Source organism: Denitrobacterium detoxificans (assembly GCF_001643775.1).
Taxonomy (GTDB): domain Bacteria; phylum Actinomycetota; class Coriobacteriia; order Coriobacteriales; family Eggerthellaceae; genus Denitrobacterium; species Denitrobacterium detoxificans.
Genome location: NZ_CP011402.1, coordinates 2,396,997 through 2,410,060, shown reverse-complemented (window position 1 = coordinate 2,410,060; position 13,064 = coordinate 2,396,997). Strand labels below are relative to the sequence as shown.

Here is a 13,064-nt window from a genome sequence, read left to right as displayed (position 1 = left end):
GTCTTGTTCTAATAAGCGTTCGGGCCCGTGTTTTCCGTGCGTATGTTCATATCGGCAAGCGCCTGCCGTATCTGCATATCGATGTTGCTGATGCCTATGACGATATGGTGGTCATCGTTCGAGCGGGCTTTGATGCATTTCATGGCGTGGTATACGGAGCGACCGTCTTCCATAATGCGGTATGTCATGTAGAAGGGGTCGTGCCCCGCGAGCTGCAGGAGCAGCGTGTTCTTCTGCGTGGACAATCCGACTCTCATCTCATCATCGGGATGAATCGATTCGAACAGAAGGCCCCACGCATCTTTAAAGAAGTTCGACCCGCTGTTTTCGATTTGAAGATTCTCGGGTTTGCCTTGCGAGGTGAACTCGATGTAGTGATCGCTTTCGATGTCGACGTAGAAGACTACATCGAATCCGGCCGAAAGCGCGTGAGTGACTTCTTCGAAAGCCAACGACCTGTTGTGGGGAATGATTTCGCGCGAAGGCGTCAGCTTGGCAGATACCGCCACATCGATCTCGTTTCGCTCGGCGACGAACTTCTCGTATTCGTTTGCTGGAACCGGAGGGGAGAAATAGTAGCCCTGCACGCGGTCGCATCCCATGTCGCGCAAGGCATTCAGCTGCTCCTCGGTTTCCACGCCCTCTGCGATGACGGGGACCGAAAGGTAGTCGGCGATGTCGATGATAATCTCGATCATCTTGGTGTCGCCGCCTTCGGTGAATGCGCTTCGGATGAACTGCATGTCGAGCTTCAGCGCGTCGAGCGGCAGGGACGAGAGCATGTTGAGCGAGGAATAACCCGTGCCGAAGTCGTCCATTTCCACCTGGAAACCGATGCTGCGCAAATTGCTTACGGTTTCGATGATCTGCGCCGAGTCTTGCGTGTAGGCCGATTCGGTGATTTCGAGAAGAAGCTCGCTCGTGCTCAAACTGTATTCCTGGAGGATTCCGAGCAGGATCCTGTCGAGATGCGGGTCATACATGTCGATGCGCGACACGTTGACGGACACCGGCGCCACTAAGTTGAACCGCGTCTTCCATTCTTTGATTCGGGCGGCGGTGGCACGCCATATATAGATGTCGAGACGCTGGATAAGACCGTTCTCTTCGAAGAGGGGAATGAAGGCGCCCGGAAACACCATCCCAAGCGTTGGATGATTCCAACGGACGAGGGCCTCGGCGCTTACCAGCACGGGGATTTCGGACTGGATGTCGAATTTCGGTTGGAAGTATACCTCGAACTGCTGTTCCTTGATGGCTGCTGCGAAGTCATCGATCAGGCGCTCCGAATACAGCTCTTTTTCATGTAGCAAGGCGTCGTACACGCCGATTTGATTGGCGAAACTTCCGCGGACCGTGTCGGCCGCCATCCGAGCGCGGTCGAATCGCCTTTCGGTTTCCAGCGTTTTGTCAACGGATTCGTACACGCCCATACGCAACCATGTCTGAGTGTCTTCGGCGTTCTCGCCGGCAATCCCTCTAGAAGCCTTCTCGAGCATGGTTTCGTAATCTTGGCCGTGGGGGCAATATGCCATGAACTTGTCAGCTTCGCTTCTGCAGACGATGCCGCCGGCCTCACGCACGACGGAGAGGAGCTCGTTTCCGACGCATCGCAGCACTTCGTCGCCATAATTCGTGCCGAACCGCTCGTTTATGAGGCGGAAGTGGTTGATGTCGACAACGATGGCGTCCATTTCCGTGGATGCGTGGTGGTGATCGAACTGCGCGGCGTATTGGTAGAAGAATTCGCGGTTGAGCAGGCCCGTCAGCTCGTCGCGTTCCGTTTTGGTGATAATGAGCCGGTCTTCGTGCAGCTCGATTGCGCGCTGGATACGTGCATGGATGACGTCTGCTTGAGGATAGGGTTTGGAGATGAAGTCGTTCGCCCCGAGATGCAAGCTTTCCACTTCGGCATTCTGGTCAGCCGTCGCAACGATGATGGGGATATGGGCCAATTCGGGGTCGTCGCGCATGGCGTACATGGCGTCCGTGCCGCTCATGACGGGCATTTTCAGGTCTAAAAGGACGAGCGAGAGGACGTTTTTGCACCTGCGCACCACTTCCAGCGCCTCTTCGCCGTTTTCGGCGAAGAGCAGCTCGTATTCGTCTTGCAGGATTTCGCGTAGGATCTCTCTGTTTATGAGCTCGTCGTCGGCAATGAGCAGCAGTCGTTTACCGTTCTCCGAATGGAATTTCTCATGGCTCTTAAGCATGGTCAATATACCCTTCGCAGTTTAGGTATGCATATATGTCATTGTATAGCTTGTTGCCCGCCATCTGATTATGACGTGGACACATAGCGCAAACGACTGCAATGGCAATAAATGATACTCGCATGATATGATTAATTACTCTCATGTTGTTACGCATGATTAGCGGTTGTTCTCTTTATTTAGAGATTTGAACGCCGGAGATCATGAGTTGGCTTTTGAGGAAGATCAAGGCATGAAAAAGATAGCCATAATCGCTGCCAATGTGATCATCATAGCCGCCATCTTGATCTTCGTTGTGCTCTATTCCAGATTCGAAAGCAGCGAGTCTTACAAGGGGCAAGTAGAGAATTTTGAAAACACCACGGTCGCCTTGGAACAGGTGACGGGGAATTATCTGGAGGGCGAGCAGCGTATTTGCGATGTGTGGGCTCGCTATATCAACAACAAGTCCATGACTATGGAAGAGGCAGCCGATTACATCCGCGCCTCGCATGTGCTTGAGAACACATCGGCGCATCTGATTGACCTTGACACGCTTACAGGGCTCTCCACGCGTCCGAAACAGGGCACGACTGACGACTATGCCGTTTCCTATGAACGGGTGGGTTTGCTCGAGGACGTGGATTGGATTAATGAAATCGGGGAATCGATCAACATTTCCCGCGCTTACACCAACCCGATGAACGGCGAGCAATCGCTGGCTTTCTGCAACAAGGTTACGTTGAAAGACGTGGAAAGCGAAAAGCCTAAAGATGCGCTGCTCCTGCGAGTGATTCCCGTGTCGGAGCTTGAGCAGAAATGGGTTTTGCCGCAACAGCAGTTTGCGCACGCCGAACTTTCCATAATCGACGCCGACGGCGACTACATCCTCAAAGGACACAGCTTCAAGAACTCCAGTTTCTTCGAGTTCTACAATTCCTATAATCCCTCGGATCCTGCATCGACGAAGGAACTGTTCAACGAGGTCACTTCATCGACGGGCTCGATTTCGATGTTCGACTCGCACGGGCAGGAATGCATACTCGCCTATACCCCCGTCACCGCTACCGCTGGGTGGACGATGTTGGGCTTCGTGCCAGCGCAGGATCTCCATGTGGGTACTGAAAACTGGCTGCTGGTCGGCGTCGTTTCCGCCGGCTTGCTCATCCTGTTCCTCTGCGACCTGTTTTTCATGCGTTACTTGAACAAGCGTCTCCAGGCTACGGCCAAGGAAGCGGAGTCCGCCAACAAGGCGAAGACCGACTTCCTCTCCACCATGTCACACGACATCCGCACGCCCATGAACGCCATCATCGGCCTCACGTCGATTGCCGAGAAGAACCTTGGGGACGTTGAGTCGACGAGGGAAAGCCTTCGGAAGATCAGCCTTGCCAACAATCATCTGCTGACGCTCATCAACGACATTCTCGATATATCCAAGGTGGAAAGCGGAAAGCTGAAGCTGAGCCCTTTGACGTTTTCCATTGTGGAAACGGTCGAGAACCTCGTGAACATCTCGCAGCCGATGATCAAGGAAAAGAACATAGAGTTCAGCTTCCATATCTACCGGATTGAGAAAGAATACCTGTACGCAGACCAGCTTCGCCTGAACCAGATTTACATCAACATCCTCTCCAATGCCATCAAGTACACCGAACCCGGCGGGCGCGTTAGTGTGGATATGCGCGAGGAAGAGAGCGCCCAACCTGGTTGTATAAAGCTGACGTACGTTGTGGCCGACACGGGCATCGGCATGAGCCCGGAATACATGGAGACCATGTACCAGCCTTTCTCGCGTCAGATCGACAGCCGTGTCAACAGTATTCAGGGAACCGGCCTTGGCCTAGCCATTACAAAGCAGATGGTCGACCTGATGGGTGGAACGATCGAGTGCGAAAGCAAGCAAGGCGAGGGAACGACCTTTACCGTCGTGCTGGATATCCCCGTGGCCGACAGACAGCGGGATGACATGCAGCTCGAGCCCATCGACGTTCTAATCATCGATGACGACGAGATCATGCTCGAGACAGCCACTGACGCCCTCGAGTCACTTGGCGCCACAGTCGAGCAGGCTCGAAGCGGGCTGGAGGCTCTTGGCATGATTGAGCACAGGCATCTTTCTGGGAAGGATTACGGTGTCGTTATCGTCGACTGGAAAATGCCTGAGGTCGACGGTGTTGAGACCATCAACCGAATCCACTCGGATATCGGCGTTGACATTCCGATTCTGCTCATCTCCGCATATGACTGGTCGGAAATCGAGGATGCAGCGAAAGAGGCTGGTGCGGACGGCTTCGTCAGCAAACCGCTATTCCGCTCCACGCTCTACGACAAGATTAACGAACTGATTGGCAAAGAGTCCACCTCCCAGGAGCCAGAGGACGATTACGCCGACCTGCAAGGGCTGCGCGTCCTTATTGTCGAGGACAATGACATCAACTGGGAGGTTGTTTCTGCCATGCTTGCCATGTTCGGCATCATCACCGACCGCGCGGAAAACGGGCGGATTTGCGTGGATATGATGCGCCGGGCCGAAGAGGGCGACTACCAGTTGATTTTCATGGACGTGCAGATGCCAGAGATGAACGGCCTCGATGCAACCAGGGCAATTCGGAGCATGGAAGATTCCTGGGCATCTTCCATTCCGATTGTTGCGATGACGGCCGATGCGTTCTCTGAAAACGTCACGGAATGCCTGAATGCGGGAATGAACGGGCATATCGCAAAGCCCGTTGATATGAAGTTGGTCATCAAGGAAATCCGGAGGGCCACGGAAGAAAGGGGCGGTCGTGAAAAAGACGACGTTCATACTCTTGGCGGCGCTGATAGTCCTGTGTCTGACAGCATGCAGCAACTCGACTAAGCAGGAAGCGACGACCGAGAAAGGTTTCCAGCCGGCTCTGGATGCTTCCACTACCGGCCATATCATCGTGGCCGGCGGTTACGACAACTTCGAGGCGCTGGAAGCCGAGTTCGACCGCTTCAACGAATACTATCCCGATGTGGAACTGGTCTACACAAAGGTTGATGACTACAACAACATGATTGGCACGGTTTTGAACGGAAACGATGCTCCAGACATCTACGTCAATTACTCCTGGATGTACGGTCGGGATAAATACAAGTCTTCCATTGATCACGCCGAGAACCTGGCCGATCCCGCGCTGGGCCTTGACCTGGATTGCATCCGCAGCAATATTATCCTGAACACGGACGACGGCACGCTTCCGATGGTCCCGGTTTTCGCAAACACCTACGGCATGCTTGTGAACAAGGATCTCTTCGAGAAAGAGGGCCTAAGCGTTCCTACAACCTATAAGGAACTGGTCGAGGTTTGCAAGGCGTTCCGCGAGAAGGGCTACCAGAACCCGATGATGGGCTTCTCCAAAGAGGAGACGACGTCGCTGTTCACCTTGGCGGCTTATCCGTTCTTCTGCGGAACCGTGGCGAACGATGCAGAGGCTGTTAAAAGCCTTAACTCCCTCGATCCTTCGGCTGGCAAGTACATGCAGCCCACGCTTGAGATGACGACACAATTCATCAACGACGGCTGCGTGGACCTCGAAGCCTGCGCTGAAATCGAGAACAACTACGATGCCGTGATTCTTCGCTTCTTCGAAGGCGATGTTCCCATGATGATCTGCTCTGGAGATGCCGTCTCTGGGACGAAGAAGAGGGAAAGCCGTTCCGAGGCGTTTATCGCTAACCCCTTTACCTATGCTTTTGCCCCCGTCCCGATGTCTGATGAGGGTGCTTACTTCCTCGACATGCCGAACCTTCAGTTCTCCGTCAACAAGGAAAGCGCGAATTTGGATATGGCCAACGAGTTCATGCGTTTTCTGGTCACATCAGGGGAGCTGAACGAGATGGCACAGAACAAGGGGCTCATGTCGCCGACCAAGGACCTGTCTTTTAACAGTGTATACGCCGCATTCGGTGACGTTCCTGAGTCTCGAATCCTGTCGCCGGAGGTCATCGGCTTGACGGACGATGCGGTCTTGCAGTTTAGGCAGGCGAATTACGGGGTTGGAACCGGCGCGATGACCATCGATGAGGCAATTGCCAGATTTGGTACCTTCACCAAATGACAATCGGTTGGTTGAATTCCAAAACGCAACATTGTAGCGATCAGTGTTGCAGGCGGGTGACGCCGGCTTTTAGCCACGCACCCAATTATACGCAGGCGGAAGCGCGCCATTTCAGGGCTAATAACATCCACTCAACGGTAAAACGTGACGTAAACCAATGATTCAATATCCACCCATAGCCTACTTGACCATGCTAGATCACGAAAAAGCCGAAAAGGCATTCAGGGAAGAGGGCCTCTTCCCCAAAGCGGAGCTCGTCGCTTCATTCAAGGGGTACATGGAATACGTAGCTACTGAAGACGAAACGGGCATCTCAGAGGCTATGCGTGAGAAGCGCTTAGAGCTGTGCCAGCGTTTCCTGGAAAAGTTGCAAGCTTGCCACTTACCGACGCAGGTTGAGCCACGCTGGTTTTACGAGTACGACTTCGAGGACACATCGATAGAGCTCAATCTCTGCCGGGCAACAGAGCTCGAATGGAGAGATGGTGGGCTCACAATGACTTCCGAAGTCGAGTTCACGCTGATTTGCGTCGAGTGCGAGATGCTCTCGGTCGAGGAATTCGCGAAACTGTACGGAGTGACGCCCGTCACCGTAAGGCAGTGGATAAGGAGGGGAAAGCTCCGCACAGCAAGGAAGATGGGTGGCGAATGGGTGATACCCGAGCTCGCCGATAAGCCGGAAAGGGGCTATGAACCAGCCTGGTATGTCATGAAGGAACCGGGTGCGATCAGCGTCGAGGAGTACCCCTTCGCGGAGTACAGCACGATGATTCTCATTGACCAGGACAAGGACAATAAAGATTTGTTCCACGTGAGGTTCGTAAATAAAGACAAAAAGATGCACCAGGTCCTCGACCTCGGGCGGAAGGATACGGAAGCCCTCGAGCGCGCATTAATCGCAACCGGAAAGACGACGCAGGCGGGGCGGGTACAGTACGTTCCCGAGAAGATTGTCGAAGAGTAGCAATCCGCGCTTCTCTGCAGTATAATTCCGAAAAGTAAAATCAAATTGAAATTTTCGGAACGGAGAGTCTATGGCGTCAAACTTGATCCAGCGTCCCACGTATCTGGAACGTGCGCTCATGTTCCGCGACGCCGGCCTCGTCAAGGTCGTTACGGGCGTGCGCCGCTGCGGCAAGTCGTCGCTGCTCCAGCTCGTGCGCGAGCATATCGAGGGCGAGGGCGTACCCGGTCGGAACTTCGCTTCGCTTAACCTCGAGGACCGCGAGAGCGGGGTGCGCACTGACGGCGACCTCTATGAATGGTGCAAGTCCCGCATGGGTGAGGGCAAGACCTATCTTTTCCTCGACGAAATCCAGCGGGTCGAGGGATGGCACGACGTCGTGAACTCCCTGCGCGTCGGCTTCGACTGCGACATCTACCTCACGGGCTCGAACGCGTTCCTGCTCTCCGGCGAGCTCGCGACCTACCTGTCCGGCCGTTACGTGGAGGTGAAGATGCTCCCCCTGTCATTCCGGGAGTATGCCGACTTCTGCGGCCTGCGCCCGGCAGAGGGCAACTCCATCATGCTGCGCGACGGGGGTGACCCGGTGCTGACCGACGACCTCGTTATGCGCTACCTGCGTTTCGGCGGGATGCCCGCCATCGCCTCGCTTGCCACCACACAGGCGCAGCACGAGGCGTACCTCTCGTCGCTCTACGAGACCGTCGTGGTGCGCGACATCCTCGATCGCGAGAGGAACGCCACCGAGCGCGCCATACGCAACCCCGACATGCTGCGGCTCGTGTGCGAGTTTCTCGCCGACAACGTCGGCAACACCATGTCCGCCAACGGCATGGCAGGCGCGCTCTCCCAGACCGCGAAGGTCACCGACAAGACCGTTGCGGCCTACGTGAAGGCGCTCAACGATGCCTATGCGTTCTACCCCGCGAAGCGCTACGACCTGCACGGCAAGGCGGTGCTGCGCACGCTGCCCAAGCAGTACATCGTCGACACTGGCTTGCGCTCGTACCTGATGGGCTATCGCGCCTCCGATGTCGGCCGCGTCTTCGAGAATGCCGTGTACCTCCAGCTGCTGTACGACGGGTGGTCCGTGCACGTTGGTAAGCTCTACCAGAAAGAGGTTGACTTCGTATGCCTGCGCGAGGGCGAGGTGCTCTACGTTCAGGTGGCGGATTCTATGGCAGACGAGTCAACACGCGAGCGGGAGCTGGCCCCCCTGCGCTCCATTGCCGACAACCATCCGAAGTGGGTCGTCGTGCGCCAGGGAAGCTACCCTCCCGACGTCGACGGGATTCGCATAGTGCGCGCGCCAGACTTCTTCTTGGGATAGCGGTATTCGGTCCCGATGAAGACCTCGCAACCCAATTCGATTTTCGGACGGAAATAACGAGACTTCGCGATGCTGGAAACGCGGGCTCATAACCCGGAGGGTTCGAGCGACGGCGCGAAGCGCCGACAAAACAGTCCGGTGGACTGTTTTGAGCGAGAACGGGTGAGCTTTAGCGAACCCCTGGACCGTTGGTTCAAATCCAGCCCCCGCGACTAAATTCATAAGGCGCCTACGGGCGCCTTTTTTCATTTCCCGCGGGGCTGCCCCTTGCGGGCCGTTCCGAGGGTTCCCGCAAGCGGGAACCCATTCTCGCTGGGAACGAGCCGCAGGCTCGTTCCCCGGGCGCTCGAATCCCCTGTCACCCGTCCCCCTGTCACCCTGTGGGTGAGGGATCGTATCGTTCCACGAGTTCGATAAGCTCTTGCTTGCGGTGCACGGAAAGCTTGGTGTAGATGCGCTTCATGTGGGTGCGTACGGTGTTTTCGGAAACGGTGAGAAGCTCGGCGATGCGAGCCACCGTGTTGCCGCGCACCACCAAATCGACCACTTCGGCCTCACGATCGCTTAAGCGGAATTCGGTTTGCAGCAGATAGACCTGTTTGGCAACGCGGTCGTGGTGAAAACGTTCGCCTTCGGCCACGCGTTCCACCGATTTGGGTCGTGGGGGAACGGCGCTTGGGTGAGCGCTTACCAGTTCGATGGAATCGCCTTGCAGCAGGCGTGGAGCCGTGCCGCGGAAGTTCACGGTGACCGCGAAGAACAGAATGCCTAGCAGGTAGACGGATGCAAGGGAAACGAGCGTGTTTTGCGTGACGAGTTGATTGGTTATCTGGTGACCGATGCTGCCCATGATGAAGCCCATATCATGCATGCCGTATACGATGCCGCCGAACATTCCGTAGGCGAACATGGGCTCTACGCCGCGAGCACGCGAGGTCTGTGCGCATTGCAGCATCATGAGCAATAGGCCGATGCTGTATAGCGCGTACACGGCTGCCGCCAGCCAGCGCACGTATCCCAGGCGCGTGGCGGGTAGCACTAGGAACGCCGTGGCGACTACGGGGTAGGTGAATTGGTAGAGCTTTACGATATTCAGGCGCAGGCCCTTCAGCTGCCATAGGGCCAATACGGCTAGACCGGCCACGAATAGACCAGCCATTGAGAGGATGTTCACGAGCGATCCTATGGTGGGCGACTCTATGGCTGTGGCACGGATTAGTCCCGTGCATAGCGCGAAGCCTCCCAGGCATAGGGCGCTGCGCCACATGCTTGCGAACGCGCGGCGGTACACGCGCCGGTTCTGCCGTGGGCCGTCCTGGAACATGGGTTGATTCGGATCGATCGTGCGATTCGCCAGCGTAAGGGCCATGCTGAACAGCGGTAGGAAAACAGTAGGGATGAGCAGTGCCGTAATCGCCCGTGGGATAAGGTAGAGCGCGAAGTAGATAGCCGCGGCGTACATGCCGCCGGTGAGCATGTTGCGTTCGCCCACTTCTTCGGCGGTGGCAGCGAAGTAGCGCTGCCACTGCAGGTAGAACGCGCCGCTTCCCAGGCCCAGCAGGGCACCGCCAGCTACGGTGAGCTCCACCGTGTGGTCGTGCACGTAGATGGCTGCGATAAGTCCGCACCATCCCAGGAAGTAAGGGAGCGCTGCTTTTAGCACCGGAGCCTTCTCCAGAAAACCGTTCCCGGTGAAGGAAAGGCGCGCACCCGCGAAGAACGTGACGAAGAGCGTGCCCGCCTGTGCCAGATAGAACCACAGCAGCAAGTCGTAGGTTTGGAAGTCAAGCGGCAGGAACGGGAATACGCCACCCCATACGCCCGCTGCGTTCACCGCCAGGAAAAGCGCGTATCCCATTGCGGGTAGCGTGGGGCGAACGAGCCCCACAATGATATCGCGCATAGTCCTCCCTCCTGTGCAGCCGACGTTCTGTAGCCTATCCTGCACGTTGCGAAAAATCAACGCAGCCGAGTGGGTGAATGTCACATACGGGGCGCTGAGCAGCAGATTCACATACTATATGTGACAGAGGCACATGTTCATCGCATTATTCTTCGAGCGTCTTTTGGAATCGAAGACGTAGAAGGAGGACCGATGACAGAGACATGCATGAGCCGTCGCTCGTTCGTGAAATCCACGAGCGCGCTTGCGGCGCTTGCCGCGGCGGGGGGAAGCGTTCTCGCCAACCAGAATCCGTTTGGCGTGACCGAAGCACGCGCGGCGGAAAACGACCAGGACACCGTTTGCTGGTCGGCATGCTCCACGAACTGCGAAGGCCGCTGCGCCCTTCGCCTGCACGTGAAAGACAATGAAGTCTACTGGGTGGAAACCGATAACACGGGCAACGACGAATTCGGCAATCATCAGATTCGCGCATGTCAGCGCGGCCGTTCCATTCGTCGTTGGTTGAATAGTCCCGACCGTCTGCAGTATCCCATGAAGCGCGTGGGAGAACGCGGCAGCGGTCAGTTCGAGCGCATCAGCTGGGACGAGGCCATTGACACCATCGCAAGCGAATACAAGCGCATCTTGAGCGAGTATGGCCCCGAGTCTATCTTCATTCCCTATGGCACGGGCGTGCAAGCGTGTAATATCGCTGATTTCATTCCGCGCCTGTGCGTGCTGAACGGCGGCTACCTGAATCGCTACGGCACGTATAGCTCCGCGCAGATTGCCAAGGCGTTGCCGTACCTGTACGGCAAGCGCGCCGCGAATTCCAATTCCGACATCGTGAACGCGGAGCTCGTGGTGCTCTTTGGGGAAAACGCCGCCGAAAACCGCATGTCGGGTGGCGGCGCAGGCTATCACCTCATGGAGGCGCTGGAGCGAGGCCATGCGAAGGTAATCGTCATCGACCCACGTTACAGCGATTCCGCCGCCACGCGCGCTGATGAGTGGATTCCCATCCGCCCCGGCACCGACGCCGCTCTGGTGGATGCCCTGGCCTACGTGCTTATCACCGAGGATCTGGTGGACGAGGAATTCTTGGCCACGTATTGCATCGGCTACGACGAAAGCACTATGCCCGAAAGCGCGAAGGGCAAGAACGCTTCGTACAAGGATTACATCTTGGGCAACGGTGCCGACAAAACGGCGAAGACTCCTGCCTGGGCCAGCGAGATCACGCGCATTCCGCAGGAAACCATCGAGCGTCTGGCGCGCGAAATCGGCACGGCCAAGCCCTGCGCCATCTACCAGGGTAAGGGTCCTCAGCGTCGTAGCAACGGCGAGCAGACCGCTCGCGCTATCTGCATGCTGCCTATTCTTACGGGCAATGTGGGTATCAACGGCGGGAACACGGGCAGCGACCACGATGGCTACTACCTGGCCTGGGCCAGCGTTCCCATGGAAGACAACCCGGTGGAAACGTCCATCAGCACGTTCAATTGGCTGAACGCCATCGACCATCCCACTGAGCTCACTGCCTTGGCCGACGGGGTGAAGGGCAAGGACAGGCTGGATGTGCCTATCAAGTTCATGTGGAACTACGCCGGCAATTGCCTTACCAACCAGCATGGCGAAATCGACCGGGCGCACGAGATTCTGAAGGACGACACCAAGTGCGAGTTCATCGTGGTGTGGGAAACCTTCATGACCGACAGCGCCAAGTACGCCGACATCCTGCTGCCCGACGCTATGCCGCAGGAACAGCCCACGTACAACTCCAACGACTACGCTGGCAACATGGGCTATGTCATTCTGGGCGAAGCCGCTACCGAGCCGAAGTTCGAGCGACGCACGCTGTATTCCGTGCTCACCGACATCGCTGAGAAGATGGGTTGTAAGGAAGCCTTCACCGAAGGCCACGACGAAATGGAATGGCTTGAGATCATCTACAACTCGATGATCGAGGACGGCAGTCCGCTGCCTCCGTTTGCCGAGGCGTGGAAGAGCCATATCGTGAAGAAGGCCGATCCCGATGGCCATTCCGTGGCCTTCAAGGACTTTCGCGAAGATCCCATCGCCAATCCTCTGAAGACCCCTTCGGGTAAGATCGAGATCTATTCCGAAGAGCTTGCCGAAATTGCCGGTACGTGGGAGCTCGACGAGGCCGATATCATCGACCCGCTTCCCGTGTACGCCCCCGAAAACGGCGGTTATCTGAATGCTAGCGAAGCCACGCCGCTACAGATGACCGGCTATCACTTCAAGGGTCGTACGCATTCGTGCTATGCACCTATCGACGTGCTGCAGCAGGCAAACCGTCAGCAGGTGTGGATCAACCCCGCCGATGCGGAATCTCGCGGCATTCAGACGGGCGACCGTGTGAAGATCACCAACGCGCAGGGTACGACCCATATGGAAGCACGCGTTACTCCGCGCGTGATGCCCGGCGTGGTGGCCGCTGGTCAAGGCGCCTGGTATAAGGGCGGGGCCGACGGCACTGACGAAGGCGGGTGCATTAATACGCTCGTGAGCGGACATCCTAGCCCGCTTGCAAAGGCAAATCCGTCGCACACCATCCTCGTTGAAATTGCGAAGGCGTAGG

The 13,064-nt window shown here is 56.6% G+C and carries 7 protein-coding genes; 5 read left to right on the top strand and 2 right to left on the bottom strand.

The features are described from left to right. Positions 1-8: 8 nt before the first annotated feature. Complete coding sequence (locus AAY81_RS09815; protein WP_066664586.1) at positions 9-2,213, bottom strand: putative bifunctional diguanylate cyclase/phosphodiesterase; 2,205 nt, start codon at positions 2,211-2,213, stop codon at positions 9-11. A gap of 187 nt (positions 2,214-2,400) precedes the next feature. Here AAY81_RS09815 and AAY81_RS09810 point away from each other — a divergent pair, with 187 nt between their 5' ends. The 4 genes from AAY81_RS09810 to AAY81_RS09795 all read left to right on the top strand — a co-directional run bounded on the left by AAY81_RS09810 (position 2,401) and on the right by AAY81_RS09795 (position 8,574). Further along, positions 2,401-5,055, top strand: a complete 2,655-nt coding sequence (locus AAY81_RS09810; RefSeq protein ID WP_156501517.1) for a response regulator — start codon at positions 2,401-2,403, stop codon at positions 5,053-5,055. Next, positions 4,982-6,280 (top strand): ABC transporter substrate-binding protein, encoded by a 1,299-nt coding sequence (locus AAY81_RS09805; protein WP_082867990.1) that lies wholly within the window; start codon positions 4,982-4,984, stop codon positions 6,278-6,280. The genes AAY81_RS09810 and AAY81_RS09805 overlap by 74 nt, the downstream gene beginning before the upstream one ends. Positions 6,281-6,470: 190 nt before the next feature. Then, positions 6,471-7,244, top strand: coding sequence for a helix-turn-helix domain-containing protein (locus tag AAY81_RS09800; protein WP_169815822.1), 774 nt, complete (start codon positions 6,471-6,473; stop codon positions 7,242-7,244). Positions 7,245-7,314: 70 nt separating this feature from the next. Beyond that, positions 7,315-8,574 carry an ATP-binding protein gene (locus AAY81_RS09795; protein WP_066664574.1) on the top strand — a complete coding sequence of 420 codons (1,260 nt, stop codon included), beginning with the start codon at positions 7,315-7,317 and terminating at the stop codon, positions 8,572-8,574. Positions 8,575-8,947: 373 nt separating this feature from the next. Here the strand turns inward: AAY81_RS09795 and AAY81_RS09790 are convergent, their stop codons facing one another. Beyond that, the gene (locus AAY81_RS09790; RefSeq protein ID WP_066664571.1) at positions 8,948-10,477 is read right to left on the bottom strand and encodes a helix-turn-helix transcriptional regulator; all 1,530 of its coding nucleotides are present in this window, start codon (positions 10,475-10,477) and stop codon (positions 8,948-8,950) included. A 192-nt stretch (positions 10,478-10,669) separates the two neighbouring features. Here AAY81_RS09790 and AAY81_RS09785 point away from each other — a divergent pair, with 192 nt between their 5' ends. Beyond that, positions 10,670-13,063 carry a DMSO/selenate family reductase complex A subunit gene (locus tag AAY81_RS09785; protein ID WP_066664569.1) on the top strand — a complete coding sequence of 798 codons (2,394 nt, stop codon included), beginning with the start codon at positions 10,670-10,672 and terminating at the stop codon, positions 13,061-13,063. Position 13,064 lies beyond the last annotated feature (1 nt).